We start from the raw sequence: 16,335 nt of genomic DNA, 5'->3' as shown, positions 1-16,335 counted from the left end.
GAACCATGGCCGGACCCCGGCAGATCTCGGCCGACGAGGCCGCAACTCCCGCGCTCGACATCGAGGGCGCCCGCGTGCTCGTGGTCGAGGCGCGCTTCTACGACACGCTCGCCGATGAATTGCTGGCGGGCGCCACTGCCGTGCTCGAGAAGGCCGGCTGCCGCGTCGACGTGGTCACCGTGCCCGGCGCGCTCGAAATTCCCTCGGCGATCGTCATCGGCCTGCGCGCCGCCGATGAGTCGGTCGACCCTTACGAGGCCGTCGTCGCGCTCGGCACCGTCATTCGCGGCGAGACCGGCCATTACGACATCGTCGCGGGTGAAAGCTCGCGCGCGCTGATGGACCTCTCGGTCGCCTTCGCCCTGCCGCTCGGCAACGGCATCCTCACCGTCGAGAACGAGGCGCAGGCCTGGGCCCGCGCCAACCGCTCCGAGATGGACAAGGGCGGCGGCGCGGCCGAAGCCGCGCTCGCCGTGCTGCGCTACAAGCGCTCGCTGGCCGAGGCCGCCGATCCGGAGCAACCGGAATGAGCCGCGCCGAGATGCGGCGCGGCGCGCGTCTGTCGGTTGTGCAGGCGCTCTACGAGATGGAGATCGGCGGCCGCGGCGTCACCGAGGCCATGGCCGAGTTCGAGGCTTTCTGGATCGGCCAGGAGGTCGAGGAGATCGAGTTGCCGAAGGCGGAGATCGCCTTCTTCCGCGACCTGCTCGGTGGTGTCGTGCGCGAGCAGCGGCTGGTGGATCGCACCGTCGATGAGCTTCTCGCCAAGGACTGGCCGCTGAAGCGCGTCGAGGCGGTCGTCCGCGCCGTCCTGCGTGCCGGCGCCTATGAGCTCGCCTTCCGCAAGGACGTGCCGGCCCGCGCCGTCATCTCCGAATATGTCGCGGTCGCCCGCGCCTTCTATGACGGCGACGAGATCGGCATGATCAACGCCGTGCTCGACCGCATGGCCCGCGACTTCCGCGCTGACGAGTTCGACGCTCCGGCGGCTTAGCTCATTGAGCTCTACGCCGTCATTCCGGACGCAGCGAAGCGGAGATCCGGAAACCATCGTCGGGCGTCGCGTTCTATGATGGATTCCGGGTCGGCGCTGCTTTCGCAGCTTGCCCGGAATGACGACGGACAGGCTCGGAACCCTTGGAGGCCGGTCGACGATGGCCGATAACCAGCGCCCCGGCGAATTCGAGCTGATCGAGCGCTATTTCGCGCCTTTGGCCGGGCCGGGCGGCCTCGGCCTCCTCGACGATGCCGGGCTGCTGCGGCCGGGCCGCGGCTACGAGGTCGTCGTCACCGCCGATGCGCTGGTCGCCGGCGTGCACTTCTTTCCGGACGATCCGCCGGCCGCGATCGGCTGGAAGGCGCTTGCCGTCAACCTCTCCGACCTCGCCGCCAAGGGGGCGAAGCCCGAGGGCTTCGTCCTCACCATCGCCCTGCCGCGCAACTGGACCGAAGGCTGGCTGAAGGACTTTGCTGCAGGCCTCGGCCGTCTCGCGCAACAGGCCGGCTGCCCGCTGATCGGCGGCGATACCGTCTCGACCTCCGGGCCACTCACTCTCTCGATCACCGCTTTCGGTGCGGTTCCCGCCGGCCGGATGGTCCGCCGTGCCGGCGCGAAACCCGGCGACGTCGTGCTCGTTTCCGGCTCCATCGGCGACGGCGCCCTCGGCCTCAAGGTGCATGGTCCGGACAAGCCCAGCTGGGTCGCCGCGCTGGATGACGGCCAGCGTGGGTTCCTGGCCGACCGCTATCTGCATCCGCAGCCGCGCACCACCCTGGCCGAGGCGCTCCAGCGTCATGCCAGCGCCGCCATGGACATCTCGGACGGGCTCGTCGGCGACCTCGCCAAGATGTTGAAGGCCTCCCAGGTCGGGGCCGAGATCGACCTCGACGCCGTTCCGCTGTCCGGTCCGGCCCGCGCCGCGCTCATGGCCGATCCCGCGCTGGCGGAACTGGCCTGGACCGGAGGAGACGACTACGAAATTCTCTGCACGGCGCCTGAAGGAGAGTATTCTTCTCTGATTGCGGCGGCTGCGGAGCATGCGGTTCCGCTGACGCCGATCGGCCGGATCGTCTCCGGGGCGGGCGCGGTGCGTTACAGCGGGAAGGGCGGGGCGCGGGATTTCACGCGCGGCTCCTTCTCTCATTTCTGAAAGCGACGCCCCGCGGCGCCGCGGAATGGCGTGGCGATGAACCAGCATGTCCAGGTCGCCGAAGGCGACAGGCTCGCGAAGCGCAATGCGCTCGTTCTGTCCGGCGCGCAGGCGCTCGGCGGCGCCAATCCGGCGATCATCGTCTCGCTCGGCGGCCTCGTCGGCGCCCAGCTCGCCGCGGACAAGACCTTCGCCACCGTGCCGGTCAGCCTGCTGCAGCTCGGCATCGCGGCCGGCGTCATTCCGGCGGCGATGCTGATGCGCCGTTTCGGCCGGCGCGGCGGCTATCTCATCGGCGCGCTTGTCGGGGCCACGGGAGCGAGCCTGGCGGCCGGCGGCGTCGCCTCCCGGCAATTCGGGCTGTTTTGCCTCGGCACCTTCATCTGCGGGCTCTACGGCGCCTTCGTCCAGAGCTATCGCTTCGCCGCCGCCGATACCGCCAGCGCGAGCTTCCGGCCCCGCGCGATTTCCTGGGTCATGCTCGGCGGGCTGGCGGCGGGCATCATCGGTCCGCAATCGGTCTACTGGACCCGAGACCTGACACCATCCGCGCCCTTCGCCGCGAGCTTCCTCGCCCAGGGTGCGCTGGCGCTGCTGGCGATCTGCATCGTCTCCCAACTGCACGCGCCGCCGGTGAAGACGGTTCGCAGCGATCTCGGCCGGCCGCTCGGCCAGATCATGCGCCAGCCGAAATTCATTGCCTCGGTCATCGCCGCGCTCGTGGCCTACGGGCTGATGAGCTTCGTGATGACGGCGGCGCCCATGGCGATGGTCGCCTGCGGCCATTCGGTCGGTGATGCCGCGCTCGGCATCCAGTGGCATGTGCTGGGCATGTACGGGCCGAGCTTCTTCACCGGCAAGCTGATCGAACGCTTCGGCAAGGAGGCGGTGACGATCACGGGCCTCGCCCTGACGGCGCTGGCGGCGATCATCGGCCTGACGGGCCTCAGCGTCGGCCATTTCTGGCTGGCGCTGGTGCTGCTCGGCATCGGCTGGAACTTCGGCTTCATCGGCGCCACCGCGCTGGTGACGGATTGCTACCGGCCGGAAGAACGGGTGAAGGTGCAGGCGGCCAACGACTTCCTCGTCTTCGGCTCGGTCGCCATTGCCTCGTTTTCGTCCGGCGGCCTGCTCAGTCATGGCGGCTGGGAAACCGTGAACTGGCTCGTCTTTCCGCCGGTCGCGCTTGCCTTGCTCTTGGTGATCTGGCAGCGCACGCAGAAGCGCGTGGGGCTGGCCTGAAGCCCTCCTGATCTGACGATGCCGGGGAAAACGGATGACCGACCGCAGCTTTCCGCCTGCCACCGGCCGCGTGCCGCCCGGCGCGATCGGCCATAACCGCGGCGTGGTGAAGCGGAACTATGCCTTCATGCCGCCCGAAGGCGTCCTGATCAGCCGCCTGCCGCATTGGGCGAGCACCGTCGTCCGCATCCTCGCGGCGCCCGTGCTTGGGGCGGGATTTGCGCAATATGTGCTCGAAATCGCGCCGGGCGGCGGGACGCCGGCTCCTTTCGGCGAGCCGGACATCCAGCATTTCTACTATGTCCTCTCCGGCGAGATCGCCTTCGCCATCGAAGGTGGCGAGAGCCGGACGCTCGGCCCCGGCGGCTTTGCCTATCTGCCGCCCGGCACGCGCTTCACGCTGCGCAACGACACGGGCAGTCGCGCCGATGTGCTGGCGCTGCGCAAACGCTACGAGCCGGCGCCCGGCCTCACTGTCCCCGAATCGATCCTGTCGCATCGCGACGCCGTGCCGATGACGAATCATACCGGCATGGAGGGGCGCGGCTTCCAGTTCCTGCTGCCCTATGGCGATATGCGCTTCGATTTCGAGATGAACCTGATGTGGTTCAAGCCGGGAGTCTGCTTCCCGGCGGTCGAAACCCATGTGATGGAACACGGCCTCTACATGCTGGAAGGGCAGGGGCTCTACTTCCTCGATCAGGACTGGCACGAGATCTGGGAGCGGGATTTCATCTGGATGGGCGGCTTTTGCCCCCAGCAATTCTATCCGACCGGCCATGGCGACGCCTGCTACCTGCTCTACAAGAACGTCAACCGCGACGTCGCGCTCTGAGCCTGAATCGCCCGTACCTGACATTCGACGAAATTTGTAAGCGCAGCCGTTTGCGCTCACCGCCGAAACTTGCCACAAATTCGCCTGACACAGGCGACGCAAGGCGGGCCTTTTAGTCTTCAGGGCCCGTTTTTTCGCTGCCTGACGTCCAACGCTGCAAAGAGGAGCGACAGCGCTCCCGACAGCCCGGAAGCTCAAGGTAGGAAACCGAATGTCAGCTCTGCTTCTCATCATCGTATTGAGTGCGCTGTCGATTGCTTACGGCATCTGGGCCTATGGCGACGTCATGAAGCGCGATGCCGGCAACCAGCGCATGCAGGAGATCTCCGGCGCGGTCGCCGAAGGCGCGCAGGCCTATCTCAAGCGCCAATATCTCACCATTTCCATGGTCGGCGTCGTCCTCTTCGTCGTGCTGGCCTGGCTGCTCGGCAAGTGGGTGGGCATCGGTTTCCTGATCGGCGCGGTGCTTTCGGGCAGCGCCGGCTTCATCGGCATGAACGTCTCGGTGCGCGCCAATGTCCGCACGGCGCAGGCGGCGATGCAGTCGCTCGGCGAGGGGCTCGACGTCGCCTTCAAGGCCGGCGCGGTCACCGGCATGCTGGTCGCCGGCCTCGCGCTGCTCGGCGTCGCCGTCTATTACGGCGTCCTGACCTCCTTCCTCGGCTTCGAGCCTTCGAGCCGCACCGTCATCGACTCGCTGGTGGCGCTCGGCTTCGGCGCCTCGCTGATCTCGATCTTCGCCCGTCTCGGCGGCGGCATCTTCACCAAGGGCGCGGATGTGGGCGCCGACCTCGTCGGCAAGGTCGAGGCCGGCATCCCCGAGGACGATCCGCGCAACCCCGCGACCATCGCCGACAATGTCGGCGACAATGTCGGCGATTGCGCCGGCATGGCCGCCGACCTGTTCGAGACCTATGCGGTGACGCTGGTCGCGACCATGGTGCTCGCCGCGATCTTCTTCGCCGGCCAGCCCGCGCTGGGCACGATGATGCTCTATCCGATGGCGATCGGCGCGGCCTGCATCGTCACCTCGATCATCGGCACCTTCTTCGTGAAGCTCGGCGCCAACCAGTCGATCATGGGAGCGCTCTACAAGGGCTTCATCGCGGCCGGCGTGCTCTCGGTCGGCGCGATCGCGGTGGTGAACTACGTCATGTTCGGCGGCTTCTCCACCAGCTTCACGACGGTCCAGAACGTCACCTTCACCTCCGGCAACCTCTTCGGCTGCGCGCTGGTCGGCCTTGCCGTGACGCTCTGCATCGTCATCATCACCGAATACTACACCGGCACCGGCAAGCGCCCGGTCGTCTCCATCGCCCAGGCTTCGGTGACCGGCCACGGCACCAACGTCATCCAGGGCCTCGCGGTCTCGCTGGAGGCGACGGCGGCGCCGACCATCGTCATCATCGCCGGCATCATCGCGGCCTACAGCCTCGCCGGCCTGTTCGGCATCGCGATCGCGACCACGGCCATGCTGGCGCTGGCCGGTGTCGTGGTGGCGCTCGATGCCTTCGGTCCGGTGACGGACAATGCCGGCGGCATCGCCGAGATGGCGGGGCTGCCCAAGGAGGTCCGCCACTCCACCGACGCGCTCGACGCGGTCGGCAACACCACCAAGGCGGTCACCAAGGGCTATGCCATCGGCTCGGCCGGCCTGGGCGCGCTGGTGCTGTTCGCCGCCTACACCTCGGACCTCAACTTCTTCATTACCGAGGCCAACAAGGCGGGCAGCACGGCCTTCCAGTACTTCAAGGGCGTCACGCTCGATTTCTCGCTGTCCAACCCCTATGTCGTCGTCGGCCTGCTGCTCGGCGGTCTCATCCCCTTCCTCTTCGGCGGCATGGGCATGACGGCGGTCGGGCGCGCGGCAGGCTCGGTGGTCGAGGAAGTCCGCCGGCAGTTCCGCGAGAAGCCCGGCATCATGCAGGGCACGGAGCGGCCCGATTACGCCCGCGCCGTCGATCTGCTGACCAAGGCCGCGATCAAGGAGATGATCGTGCCCTCGCTCCTGCCGGTGCTGGCGCCGATCGTGACCTATTTCGTGATCTACTGGATCGCCGGCAAGAACAACGCCTTCGCGGCCGTCGGCGCCATGCTGATGGGCGTGATCGTCACCGGCATCTTCGTCGCGATCTCGATGACGTCGGGCGGCGGCGCCTGGGACAACGCCAAGAAGAGCTTCGAGGACGGCTTCGTCGACAAGGACGGCGTGCGCCACATGAAGGGCTCGGACGCGCACAAGGCCTCGGTGACCGGCGATACCGTCGGCGACCCCTACAAGGACACGGCGGGCCCCGCCGTGAACCCGGCGATCAAGATCACCAACATCATCGCCCTGCTGCTGCTGGCGATCCTGGCGCATAGCTGAGCGCAGGCATCGCCTGAACATCTGGAGCCCGCGGCGGAAGTCGCGGGTTCTTCTTTTTGGGCAATGGCTTGCAGCGGCCGATTGAATCAAATCGGCAACGCCTTGAATCAAGCCCGCAAGCTACGGCCGGGAGCGTAGTGTTGCCGCATGCTGTCGGCGCGAAGTGCTGGCATGGTCTCCGCGACCGAGGAGGAACCATGTCCACGCAAGCGCTTGAAGCCACATCCGCGGCCCCGAACCGCAGCACCGAATTCGCCCTGCTGCTGGCGCTGGCGACGCTTTGGGGCGGCTCCTACACCTTCATCAAGCTCGGCGTGGAGACGATCCCGCCGCTGACCCTGATCGCCGCCCGCACGCTGATCGCCGGCTTGATCCTGCTCGCCGTCATCCGGGGTCGCGGCCTGCGGATGCCGCGGGATCTGACCGCCTGGCGGCGCTTCCTGACCCAGGCCTGCCTCAACAGCGTCGTGCCCTTCACGCTGATCGCCTGGGCCGAGCGCAGCGTCGATGCCGGCCTCGCCTCGATCCTCAACGGCACCACGCCGGTCTTCGTCTTCCTGATCTCGCTGGCGTTGATGTCCGGCAAGCGCCCCGACTGGCGCAAGGGCCTCGGTGTCGCCGCTGGCGTCGCCGGCATCAGCCTGATCGTCGGCGTCGACGCCTTTTCCGGATTGGGCTCGCAAGCCCTGCCGCAGCTCGCCATCGTCGCGGCGACGATCGCCTATGCCTGCGCGGCGCTGTTCGGCCGGCATTTCACCGGCATGGATCCGCTGCTGCCGGCGGCCGGTTCGATGCTGACCGGCACGGCGCTGCTGATCCCGGCCGCCCTCGTCGTCGACCGGCCCTGGACGCTGGCGCCCTCGCAGGAATCCCTGCTCGCGCTGCTGGCGTTGTCGGTGTTCTCGACGGCGCTCGCCTTCGCCATCTATTTCCGGCTGATCCGCACGCTCGGCTCGGTCGGGACGACGGCGGTGTCCTATCTGCGTGTGCCGATCGGCGTGGCGATCGGCCTCGTCTTCCTGGGCGAACGCCTTCAGCCGACGGCCTGGGCCGGTCTTGCGCTGGTGGTCGTCGGGGTGATGGCGATGACCTTGCCGGAGAAAAAGCAGGCCCGGCCTGCCTGAGGGCCGGTGCACATCCCGAAATGGCCCAAAAAGAAACCCCGCGACCTTGTCGCGGGGTTCTCTTGTCTTCTGACCGCGTGGGAGCCGTTCAGGCGCCGAGCGGGTTGAACTTGGTGACGCCGCGGAACAGGTTGCGCAGGAAGCTCTGCTCCTGGCCGCCAGCCGGGGTGGTGCGGCTGATGAAGTCGAAGATCACGCCGTCCTGCAGCCCGTAATTGGCGATGCGCTCGACCTTGAAGCTCTTGTTGAAATAGATCACCAGCACGTTCTGGTCGATGACCTGCGGGTCCTGGAACTGGAAGCGACGGCGCATCCGCTGGCTGATATAGTAGAAGGTGCGGTTGCCGACGGTCGAGGTCGTCGACGGCGTGCCGAGGATCTGCAGCACCGACTGCACGTCCATGCCGACCTTGACCTGCGCGACGAGCGAGTCGTCCATCACGAAGCCACGGGTGAATTCCTCGTTCATGCCGGTCGATGTCGGCAGGACGAAGCCGCCGGCATCGGGGCCGCAGCCGGCCAGCGTCAGGGACGAGGTCGCGAGGGCTCCGAGCAGAACGGCGCGGCGGGAAATCTGGGTCATGCGGGCACGATCCGAAAGGCGAGGGCGGACGTGGAGGGCCGGGTGACCGTTCCAAGCCGCTTGTCAAAAGGGGCAGGGTTGGCGTAACGCCCGAGGATGGCTTTGGCAAGGCGAGGACGCCCGCGACGCGGCCGGGCGGAGGCAAGAGCGTGATTTTCGGTTGGTTCGGCAAGCGCGCGCAACGGCGCGCACCTGTGGATGCGCTGTTCGGGCGCGTCGCGGAAGCGTCGCGTCAGCCCGGGCTCTATCTCGCGGGCGGCATTCCCGACAGCTTCGAGGGGCGCTTCGAATCGCTGACCTTGCACATGTTCCTGGTCTTGCGGCGGTTGCGCGAATTGCCGCCGCCTGCGGGCGACCTCTCGCAGGAGCTGATCGACGCCTGCTTCGCCTATCTCGAGCTCGGCTTCCGCAATGGCGGCGTCAGCGACATCGCCGTGCCGAAGCGGATGAAGAAGATCGGCCAGATGTTCTATGGCCGCATCCAGGCCTATGAGCCGGCCTTTGCCGGATCCGATCCCGAGGCGCTGACGGAAGCGTTGCACCGCAATGCCTCGCAGCAGGGTGCTTCCGTCGTCGCTACCTATCTGCGTGAGGCGCAGGCCGGGCTCGCCGCCCTCGACCTCGAAGCGCTTCTGCATCGCGAGCCGCTTTTTCCCGATTTCGTCAGCCAGGAGGCCGTGCATGACGCCTGATCACGGGCGCGTCTTGCCCTTGAGCCACCCCATCCGCGTCGAGCTCATCCGCCTGCGCGGCACCGAGGCCGTGGTCAAGGCCGAGCCGCAGCAGCTGGCCGGCATCGCCGCGATGCTCGACCTCGCCTCCCTGGAGGCGCTCGAGGCGCGCTATATGCTCTCGCGCAATGGCGAACGGGTGAAGCTCGAGGGCCGCATCGAGGCGCGGCTGCATCAGACCTGCATCGTCACGCTCGAGCCTTTCCCGGTCCGGCTCGACGTGCCGGTGAAGCTCGATTTCGCACCGCAAGACGATGCGCTTGCTGCCGCGCGCCGCACCGATTCGGGCGATGCCGACATCGACATCGAGGTCCTGCTCAACGAGGAGGACCCGCCGGAGCCGATCGTGGACGGCGTCATCGATCTGGGCAGCGTCACGCTCGAATTCCTGGCGCTCTCGCTCGATCCCTACCCGCGCAAGCCGGGCGTGAGCTTCGAGGCGCCGGCGACGGATTCCGCAGAGCTCTCGCCCTTCGCCGCGCTCGCGAAGCTGAAGCGGGACGCCACGTGACGCGGGCAGCGGGCAGCAGGGCCGCGGAGACGGATCGCAACAATGATTGAGCGGCGCCAAACCGCCTCCGCCGCTTGCGGCTTGGCGCTAAACCGCTATTGTCCGGCCGGCAAAGAGCCGCCCGGGATCGAAGGTCGGCCGCTCCCGGGACACACCAGAACTCCATGACAAGACCGGTTACAATCGCGCTCGATGCGATGGGCGGGGACCACGGCCCTTCCGTCGCCATTCCCGGCGCTGCCCTGATGCTGGAACGACGCCCGGATGCGCGCTTCGTCATTTTCGGCGACGAGAAGGAGGTTCTGCCTCTGGTCGAGCAGCACCCGAAGCTCAAGGCCGTCACGACGTTCCATCATACCGAAGTCTCGGTGAAGATGGACGACAAGCCGAGCCAGGCGCTGCGCTACGGCCGCTACAAATCCTCGATGTGGCGCGCCATCGACGCGACCAAGACCGGCGAGGCCGATGTCACCGTCTCCGCCGGCAACACCGGCGCGCTGATGGCAATGTCGAAATTCTGCCTGAAGTCGATGGCACAGGTCGACCGGCCGGCGATTGCCTGCCTGTGGCCGACGGCGCGCGGCGAGAGCATCGTGCTCGATGTCGGCGCGACCATCGGCGCCGATGCCCGCCATCTCGTCGATCTCGCGGTGATGGGCGCGGCCATGGCCCGCGTCGTCTTCGATCTCGACCGGCCGACGGTCGGCCTGCTGAATGTCGGCGTCGAGGAGATCAAGGGCGTCGAGGCGGTGAAGGAGGCCGGGCGCATCCTGCGCGAGGGCAACCTGCCGCATCTGACCTATCACGGCTTCGTCGAGGGCGACGATCTCGGCAAGGGCACGGTCGACGTGGTGGTGACGGAAGGCTTCACCGGCAACATCGCGCTCAAGACCGCCGAAGGTACGGCGCGCCAGGTCACAGACTATCTGCGTGCCGCCATCAGCCGTTCGCTGATGGCGAAGATCGGCTATCTCTTCGCCCGCGGCGCCTTCTCGGCGCTGCGCGAGAAGCTCGATCCGCGCAAATCCAACGGCGGCGTCTTCCTGGGGCTGGAAGGCATCGTCATCAAGAGTCATGGCGGTACGGATGCCATCGGCTTCGCCAGCGCGGCCGAGCTCGCCTATGAGATGGCGCGCGAGGATCTGATGGCGAAGCTGCGCGAGATGGTCGCCGCGAGCACGCAGCCGGCGCCTGTCGCCGCGCAGCCGGCCGACGCCGAATAGGGAATAGTCTCCTTGTCCATCTTGCGCTCACAGGTCGTCGGCTGCGGCTCCTATCTTCCGGCCCGCATCGTCACCAATGCCGAACTCGCCACGCGCGTCGACACCAGCGACGAGTGGATCGTCCAGCGCACCGGCATCCGCCAGCGCCATGTCGCAGCCGATGACGAGCCCACCTCCGTGGTCGGCCTCAAGGCCGCGCAGGACGCCATCGCCGACGCCGGCATCGACGCCGCCGAGATCGACCTGATCATCGTCGCGACCGCGACGCCCGACCATACCTTTCCCGCCACCGCGACTCAGATCCAGGCCGCGCTCGGCATCACCGGCGGCGTCGCCTTTGACCTGCAGGCGGTCTGTTCCGGCTTCGTCTTCGCGCTGGCGACGGCGGACAAGTTCCTCACGACGGGCGGCGCCAGGACCGCGCTCGTGATCGGCGCGGAGACCTTCTCGCGCATCCTCGACTGGGAGGACCGCGCGACCTGCGTCCTCTTTGGCGACGGCGCCGGTGCGGTGGTGCTGAAGGCCGTTCCCGGCGAGGGGACGCTCGCCGACCGTGGCGTGCTCACGACCCATATCCGCTCGGATGGCCGCTACAAGGACAAGCTCTATGTCGATGGCGGCGCGGGCTCGACCAAGACGGTCGGCTTCCTGCGCATGGAGGGCAAGGAAGTCTTCCGCCACGCCGTCAACAACCTCGCCGAGACGGTGCGCCATACCTTCGCCGAGACGGGGCTCTCCGGTACCGACATCGACTGGTTCGTGCCGCACCAGGCCAACCGCCGCATCATCGACGCCACCGCCGACAAGCTCGGGATCAGCCACGACCATGTCGTGCTGACCGTGGATCGCCATGGCAACACCTCGGCCGCCTCGATTCCGCTGGCGCTGGCGGAGGCGCATAAGGACGGCCGGATCAAGCCGGGTCAGCTCGTGCTGATCGAGGCGATGGGCGGCGGTTTCACCTGGGGGTCGGCGCTGATCCGGTGGTGAGCCGGTTTGCGGCATTTGCTTAAATTGTGACGTTTTTCTTGCCGATTCGGGTCGATTTTCGTCGGTGTGGCCGCTAATCCCGCGTTCGAGGATTGACCGGGACAGCGCGGGCGCCTAGCGTCCGCCGTCCGTATTTGGCGAAGGGCGGAGGCTGCGGCCGCCGTCGATGATGCGCCTCTGGAGGATATGAATGTCGGGGCAAACGGTGACTCGTGCGGATCTGTGCGAGGCTGTCTACCAGAAGATCGGGCTGTCCCGCACGGAGGCGTCGAAACTGGTCGAGGCCGTGCTCGACGAGATCTGCGACGCAGTCGCGCGCGGCGAGAACGTGAAGTTGTCCTCGTTCGGTTCGTTCGTCGTGCGAGACAAGGGCGAGCGAATCGGGCGTAATCCCAAGACTGGCGTTGAGGTGCCCATCGAGCCGCGTCGCGTGATGGTGTTCAAGCCCTCGAACGTGATGAAGGCCCGCATCAACGGGCAGACGGGTGAGGACGAGACCGAGTGAATCTGGAGTTCCACGCCGGCGAAGCAGATGCGGAGGCCGAATTGGACACCAAGAGCCCCGATGCCTTCCGAACCATCAGCGAGGTCGCAGAGGACCTCGACGTTCCCCAGCATGTGCTCCGTTTCTGGGAAACCCGCTTCAACCAGATCAAGCCGCTGAAGCGCGGCGGCGGGCGCCGCTACTACCGCCCTGACGACGTCGCCCTGCTCAAGGGCATCCGCCGCCTGTTGTACGGCGAGGGCTATACGATCAAGGGCCTGCAGCGGATCCTGAAGGAGCAGGGGCCGCGCCATGTCCAGGCCATCGGACGCGGGGGGCCCATCGGCCCGGCCAGCGGCGCCGGCCCGTCATCCGCGCCGGCGCGCGCCGATCACGCAGGCGAGGCGCCTCACGCCGATGACAGGGCGCCCCGGCACCCGCCCGTCCCGGAAGGGCTCGACGACATCACGGTCCTGACGGCCGTGATGGCCGAGCTCGGCGAGTGCCGGCGCATCCTCGAACGCGCGCTGAAGCCCGCCGCCGAGCCGGCCTGAGTGTAGCAAGCGGTCGAGCGCTTGCCCGGTTAGCACATAGTCTGACCCATGGCTGCGCTCCGGCGCTTGATTGCCGCCGCTTGCGCATTAGGTTCCCCCATCGGGGACGACCCCGGCTAGCAGCCCTTTCATGTGACAGGCGTGGACGACCTCGCCGGATTTCCGAGGAGCGCCGTCATGGCCTGGCTCTATCTTTTCATCGCGGGTTTGTTCGAGGTCGGCTGGGCGATCGGCCTGAAATACACGCAGGGCTTCACCCGCCTCATGCCGACCGTCTTCACGCTCGCCAGCATGGTGATCAGCGTCGGCCTGCTCGGGCTCGCCCTGAAGAACCTGCCGGTCGGCACGGCCTATGCGATCTGGACCGGCATCGGCACGACCGGCACCGCCATTCTCGGCATGGTCATGCTGGGCGAGCCGGCCGGCGCGCTGCGTCTCGCCTGCATCGGCCTGATCGTGGCGGGCATCGTCGGGCTCAAGCTGGTCTCGGCCTGACGCTCCGTCTCTGACCGAAGAGTGAGAGCGGGATTCTCGCGAAAACCGGTTTCCACTTCGCTCGAAAATGCTCTAGCGGCGGCGAAAGGCCTCGGGCCAGTAGCCGCCGCGTTCGAGCGCCACGATCAGCAGGACGATGGCGAGCGTCACCACGATCGTCGTCAGCTTGGCATTCCAGGGAACGCCACGACCGATCAGCCAGAACAGCGCCAGCCCGGCGATGAGGGGGATCATGATCTCCATGGCGCGAGCATAGGGCAAGCTCGCACCGCCCGCCAAATCCGGGGTCGACCGCAGCCGGACGGACGGTGTCAAGCTGGGGATGCGGCGCCGGTCCCTGTGACGGCCTCTGTCCGCCCGACGATCCTGTCGCCCTCGACCAGCGGCTTCAGGCGCGCCAGCTCGGTGGCGGCGAAGTCGAGGAACAGCCGCACGCGCGGCGTATGCCGCAGATCGGGATGGGTCAGCAGCCAGAGATCGGCCGAGAGGTCGGGATCGGGTTCGGCAAGCCGCGTCAATCCGGGCCGCGTATCGCCGATGAAGCAGGGCAGGAAACCGATGCCGATGCCGGCCTCGACCGCTTCCGCGAGGCCGAGCACCGTGTTGAGCTTGTAGACGACCCGCTCGGGCGCGACGTGGCGAGCGAGATAGCGCACGGCGCTCAGCATGGTGAACTGCTCGCCGAGCGACACCCATTTGTGCTCCCACAGGGCCTCGCGCGCGGGCAGTTCCGGGCCGGGAAAATCGGCGCTGCGCCCATAGAGCGCCCAGGCGATGCGGGCGGGCTTGCGTCCGATCAGCGTCTCCGGCGGATTGTCGGTGGCGCGGATCGCGATGTCGGCATCGCGCTTGGAGAGATTGGCGGCCTGGTTGCCGATCAGGATGTCGAGCCTGATATCCGGGCATTGCGCCAGGAACTTCGCGAAGACCGGCGTCAGCAGGTCGACCAGCAGCGTGTCGTTGGTGGCGATCCGCAATTCGCCGGCGGGCTTGATCTCCTGGCCGGCGAGCCGGCGCGTGAAGGCGTGGATGTCGTCGTCGACCCGGCCCGCGAGCTGGACCATCTCCTCGCCGGCCGGCGTCGCGACATAGCCGCTGCGGTGCCGCTCGAACAGCCTGACACCGAGCGCTTCCTCGATCTGGCCGAGCCGTCGGAACACGGTGGAGTGGTTGACGCCGAGCGCGTCGGCGGCCGCCGGCAGGGCCCGCTTGTCGGCGACAGCCTTGATCAGGCGGAAATCGTCCCAGGCGAGCGTTTTGGTGGCGGAGGGGCGAGGGGAAGACGTCATCCGGTCAGTTTCCGCCAAGGCATCGTCACGTTCAAGACCGACGCCGGCCATGGCCGGCGTCGGACGGAGGCTCGGTGAAGTCAGGCAGTGTCAGGCGAGGGCGGGCTTCGCATCGAGGAGCGACGGTGCCGGCTTCACCGCGAAGGCGCCGTCGCCGATCAGGGCGTGGGCGAAGGCGGTCAGCGCCAGGAAAGCCGGATATTCCCAGCCGCCGTTCGGGACATTGAACACCCAGCCATTCGGGGCATGGACCATCAGCGCGCCGAGCAGGATCGGGATCAGCAGCAGCGAGACATAGCGGCCGTAGAAGCCGAGCAGGATGGCGAGGCCGCCGAGAAGCTCCGCCAGCATGATCGGCCAGGCGAGGAAGCCCGGCAGGCCGACCTGCCCGAGGAAGCCTGCAAAGCCGGCCGGCGTGAAGATGACGAGCTTGAGATAGGCATGGGCGATGAACATGGCGCCGAGCGCGATGCGCAAGGCGAGGGCGCCGTAAGGAGCGAGGCGGGTATCGGTCATGGTCGTGTCTCCGGTTGGGTGAGGGGTGGGCGGTATCGTTCGCCACCCAAAATCGTCCGGGACATGCAGCAATTCAAATTGTGATTTCGATCTCATGACATTGCACCAAAGCAATGATCTACCTCTGGCATTCCGGGCCGATGCTGCCAATCTCTCGGCCAACAGCGACGCCGAACCGGCCCTTTGGCGGGCGGCGCTCTCCTGAAACGCCTTTGGAACGGAGGACCGTCATCATGCAGATCAATGGGCTTCACCACGTCACCGCCATCTCTGGCCCCGCCCGCCGCAATCTCGATTTCTACAGCCGCGTGCTTGGCCTGCGCCTGGTCAAGAAGACCGTCAATTTCGACGATCCCGGCACCTATCACCTCTATTTCGGCGATGCCGACGCGGCGCCGGGCTCGATCCTGACCTTCTTCCCCTGGGAGCATGCGGCGCCGGGCCGTCTCGGCGTCGGCGAGACGCAGGAAACCGTGTTCCGGGTGCCGGAAGGCTCCATCGGCTTCTGGGCGCACCGCTTCGTCGAGCAGGGCGTGCCGCATGAGGCGCCGCTGAAGCGCTTCGGCGAAACCGTGCTGAGCTTCCGCGATCCGGACGGGATGCGGCTTGCGCTCGTCGGCCTGGCCGGCGTCGAGGCCGAGCCCTATTGGACGGATGGCGGCATCGGCCCGGAGAACGCGATCCGTGGCTTCCACAGCGTCAGCCTGCTCCTGGCCGATGCGGCGCCGACGGCGGCGATCCTCACCGACGTCTTCGGCTTCGCCGAGGCCGCCCGCGAGGACACGCTGATCCGCTATGCGGTGAAGGGCACGCAGATCGGCGGCGTCATCGACCTGCGCGTCGCCGGCGGCTTCCTGCCGGCCCGGCAGGGCACGGGCTCGGTCCACCATATCGCCTTCCGGGCGGCCGATGACGCCGCGCAGCAGGAGATGGTGCGCCGTCTTGTCCAGAACCATGGCATCAGCCCCACGGAACAGCGCGATCGGAACTATTTCCGCTCGGTCTATTTCCGCGAGCCCGGCCATGTCCTGTTCGAGATCGCGACCGACATCCCCGGCTTCGCCGTGGACGAGCCGGCCGCCGAGCTCGGCCGCTCGCTCAAGCTGCCGGCCGGCCTCGAGGCGCATCGCGCGCAGATCGAAGCCGTCCTGCCCGAGCTCGCCTGACGGCGACCAACACCGCCGCCTCGCTCGCCGTTCGCGGGGGCGAGGCGGCTCCTCCGCTTCCTGAAGGGAGAGAC

General features: G+C 67.5%; 19 protein-coding genes. 15 read left to right on the top strand and 4 right to left on the bottom strand.

Annotation, left to right across the window (positions count from 1 at the left end):
• Window positions 1-5 precede the first annotated feature (5 nt).
• The 7 genes from ribH to GY40_RS25230 all read left to right on the top strand — a co-directional run bounded on the left by ribH (window position 6) and on the right by GY40_RS25230 (window position 7,719).
• Entirely contained in the window at window positions 6-530 is a 525-nt protein-coding gene (gene ribH, locus GY40_RS25260; RefSeq protein ID WP_038368300.1) for a 6,7-dimethyl-8-ribityllumazine synthase, read from the top strand.
• Window positions 527-994, top strand: coding sequence for a transcription antitermination factor NusB (nusB, locus tag GY40_RS25255; protein ID WP_038368298.1), 468 nt, complete (start codon window positions 527-529; stop codon window positions 992-994). The genes ribH and nusB overlap by 4 nt, the downstream gene beginning before the upstream one ends.
• A 160-nt stretch (window positions 995-1,154) precedes the next feature.
• Window positions 1,155-2,150, top strand: coding sequence for a thiamine-phosphate kinase (gene thiL, locus GY40_RS25250; protein ID WP_038368296.1), 996 nt, complete (start codon window positions 1,155-1,157; stop codon window positions 2,148-2,150).
• A gap of 36 nt (window positions 2,151-2,186) precedes the next feature.
• On the top strand, window positions 2,187-3,392 hold the full coding sequence (locus tag GY40_RS25245) for an MFS transporter (protein WP_038368294.1): 1,206 nt from the start codon (window positions 2,187-2,189) through the stop codon (window positions 3,390-3,392).
• Between the two features lie 34 nt (window positions 3,393-3,426).
• A complete protein-coding gene (gene allE, locus GY40_RS25240) occupies window positions 3,427-4,227 on the top strand; it encodes a (S)-ureidoglycine aminohydrolase (RefSeq protein ID WP_038368291.1) in 801 nt (266 codons plus the stop codon).
• A gap of 211 nt (window positions 4,228-4,438) precedes the next feature.
• Window positions 4,439-6,595: a sodium-translocating pyrophosphatase gene (locus tag GY40_RS25235; RefSeq protein ID WP_038368288.1), complete on the top strand. Its 2,157-nt coding sequence runs from the start codon at window positions 4,439-4,441 to the stop codon at window positions 6,593-6,595.
• 197 nt (window positions 6,596-6,792) lie between these two features.
• Window positions 6,793-7,719: a DMT family transporter gene (locus tag GY40_RS25230; RefSeq protein WP_051988504.1), complete on the top strand. Its 927-nt coding sequence runs from the start codon at window positions 6,793-6,795 to the stop codon at window positions 7,717-7,719.
• Window positions 7,720-7,807: 88 nt separating this feature from the next.
• Here GY40_RS25230 and GY40_RS25225 read toward each other — a convergent pair whose 3' ends face one another.
• Window positions 7,808-8,302 carry an outer membrane protein assembly factor BamE gene (locus tag GY40_RS25225; protein WP_081925652.1) on the bottom strand — a complete coding sequence of 165 codons (495 nt, stop codon included), beginning with the start codon at window positions 8,300-8,302 and terminating at the stop codon, window positions 7,808-7,810.
• 149 nt (window positions 8,303-8,451) lie between these two features.
• Between GY40_RS25225 and GY40_RS25220 the strand changes: the two genes are divergently transcribed.
• The 7 genes from GY40_RS25220 to sugE all read left to right on the top strand — a co-directional run bounded on the left by GY40_RS25220 (window position 8,452) and on the right by sugE (window position 13,290).
• Entirely contained in the window at window positions 8,452-8,994 is a 543-nt protein-coding gene (locus GY40_RS25220; RefSeq protein WP_038368284.1) for a ubiquinol-cytochrome C chaperone family protein, read from the top strand.
• Entirely contained in the window at window positions 8,984-9,544 is a 561-nt protein-coding gene (locus GY40_RS25215; protein WP_038368281.1) for a YceD family protein, read from the top strand. The genes GY40_RS25220 and GY40_RS25215 overlap by 11 nt, the downstream gene beginning before the upstream one ends.
• Before the next feature lie 164 nt (window positions 9,545-9,708).
• Window positions 9,709-10,767: a phosphate acyltransferase PlsX gene (gene plsX / locus GY40_RS25210; protein WP_038368278.1), complete on the top strand. Its 1,059-nt coding sequence runs from the start codon at window positions 9,709-9,711 to the stop codon at window positions 10,765-10,767.
• A 12-nt stretch (window positions 10,768-10,779) separates the two neighbouring features.
• Window positions 10,780-11,757 carry a beta-ketoacyl-ACP synthase III gene (locus tag GY40_RS25205; protein ID WP_038368276.1) on the top strand — a complete coding sequence of 326 codons (978 nt, stop codon included), beginning with the start codon at window positions 10,780-10,782 and terminating at the stop codon, window positions 11,755-11,757.
• A 190-nt stretch (window positions 11,758-11,947) separates the two neighbouring features.
• Window positions 11,948-12,262 carry an integration host factor subunit alpha gene (locus GY40_RS25200; RefSeq protein WP_038368274.1) on the top strand — a complete coding sequence of 105 codons (315 nt, stop codon included), beginning with the start codon at window positions 11,948-11,950 and terminating at the stop codon, window positions 12,260-12,262.
• A 41-nt stretch (window positions 12,263-12,303) separates the two neighbouring features.
• A complete protein-coding gene (locus tag GY40_RS25195) occupies window positions 12,304-12,795 on the top strand; it encodes a MerR family transcriptional regulator (RefSeq protein ID WP_038368838.1) in 492 nt (163 codons plus the stop codon).
• Between the two features lie 177 nt (window positions 12,796-12,972).
• Window positions 12,973-13,290, top strand: a complete 318-nt coding sequence (sugE, locus tag GY40_RS25190) for a quaternary ammonium compound efflux SMR transporter SugE (protein WP_038368271.1) — start codon at window positions 12,973-12,975, stop codon at window positions 13,288-13,290.
• A 72-nt stretch (window positions 13,291-13,362) separates the two neighbouring features.
• Here the strand turns inward: sugE and GY40_RS27825 are convergent, their stop codons facing one another.
• The 3 genes from GY40_RS27825 to GY40_RS25180 all read right to left on the bottom strand — a co-directional run bounded on the left by GY40_RS27825 (window position 13,363) and on the right by GY40_RS25180 (window position 15,095).
• Window positions 13,363-13,551: a hypothetical protein gene (locus GY40_RS27825; protein WP_248311278.1), complete on the bottom strand. Its 189-nt coding sequence runs from the start codon at window positions 13,549-13,551 to the stop codon at window positions 13,363-13,365.
• A 50-nt stretch (window positions 13,552-13,601) separates the two neighbouring features.
• Window positions 13,602-14,579 (bottom strand): LysR family transcriptional regulator, encoded by a 978-nt coding sequence (locus GY40_RS25185; RefSeq protein WP_038368270.1) that lies wholly within the window; start codon window positions 14,577-14,579, stop codon window positions 13,602-13,604.
• A 90-nt stretch (window positions 14,580-14,669) separates the two neighbouring features.
• Window positions 14,670-15,095: a DoxX family protein gene (locus GY40_RS25180; RefSeq protein ID WP_038368269.1), complete on the bottom strand. Its 426-nt coding sequence runs from the start codon at window positions 15,093-15,095 to the stop codon at window positions 14,670-14,672.
• Between the two features lie 233 nt (window positions 15,096-15,328).
• On the opposite strand from GY40_RS25180, the gene GY40_RS25175 reads away from it, so the two are divergent.
• Window positions 15,329-16,261 carry a ring-cleaving dioxygenase gene (locus GY40_RS25175; protein WP_038368267.1) on the top strand — a complete coding sequence of 311 codons (933 nt, stop codon included), beginning with the start codon at window positions 15,329-15,331 and terminating at the stop codon, window positions 16,259-16,261.
• Window positions 16,262-16,335 lie beyond the last annotated feature (74 nt).

Source organism: Allobosea sp. UNC402CLCol, from assembly GCF_000745475.1.
GTDB classification, from domain to species: domain Bacteria; phylum Pseudomonadota; class Alphaproteobacteria; order Rhizobiales; family Beijerinckiaceae; genus Allobosea; species Allobosea spartocytisi.
The sequence above is the reverse complement of the archived record's forward strand: the minus strand, read 5'-3'. Positions and strand labels throughout refer to the sequence as shown.

Coding starts and splice junctions, on each gene's coding strand:
- plsX (WP_038368278.1), top strand. CDS start 9,709: ATGACAAGACCGGTTACAATCGCGCTCGATGCGATGGGCGGGGACCAC.
- GY40_RS25185 (WP_038368270.1), bottom strand. CDS start 14,579: ATGACGTCTTCCCCTCGCCCCTCCGCCACCAAAACGCTCGCCTGGGAC.
- nusB (WP_038368298.1), top strand. CDS start 527: ATGAGCCGCGCCGAGATGCGGCGCGGCGCGCGTCTGTCGGTTGTGCAG.
- GY40_RS25175 (WP_038368267.1), top strand. CDS start 15,329: ATGCAGATCAATGGGCTTCACCACGTCACCGCCATCTCTGGCCCCGCC.
- GY40_RS25245 (WP_038368294.1), top strand. CDS start 2,187: ATGAACCAGCATGTCCAGGTCGCCGAAGGCGACAGGCTCGCGAAGCGC.
- GY40_RS25215 (WP_038368281.1), top strand. CDS start 8,984: ATGACGCCTGATCACGGGCGCGTCTTGCCCTTGAGCCACCCCATCCGC.
- GY40_RS25235 (WP_038368288.1), top strand. CDS start 4,439: ATGTCAGCTCTGCTTCTCATCATCGTATTGAGTGCGCTGTCGATTGCT.
- GY40_RS25180 (WP_038368269.1), bottom strand. CDS start 15,095: ATGACCGATACCCGCCTCGCTCCTTACGGCGCCCTCGCCTTGCGCATC.
- ribH (WP_038368300.1), top strand. CDS start 6: ATGGCCGGACCCCGGCAGATCTCGGCCGACGAGGCCGCAACTCCCGCG.
- GY40_RS25200 (WP_038368274.1), top strand. CDS start 11,948: ATGTCGGGGCAAACGGTGACTCGTGCGGATCTGTGCGAGGCTGTCTAC.
- GY40_RS25230 (WP_051988504.1), top strand. CDS start 6,793: ATGTCCACGCAAGCGCTTGAAGCCACATCCGCGGCCCCGAACCGCAGC.
- sugE (WP_038368271.1), top strand. CDS start 12,973: ATGGCCTGGCTCTATCTTTTCATCGCGGGTTTGTTCGAGGTCGGCTGG.
- GY40_RS25225 (WP_081925652.1), bottom strand. CDS start 8,302: ATGACCCAGATTTCCCGCCGCGCCGTTCTGCTCGGAGCCCTCGCGACC.
- thiL (WP_038368296.1), top strand. CDS start 1,155: ATGGCCGATAACCAGCGCCCCGGCGAATTCGAGCTGATCGAGCGCTAT.
- allE (WP_038368291.1), top strand. CDS start 3,427: ATGACCGACCGCAGCTTTCCGCCTGCCACCGGCCGCGTGCCGCCCGGC.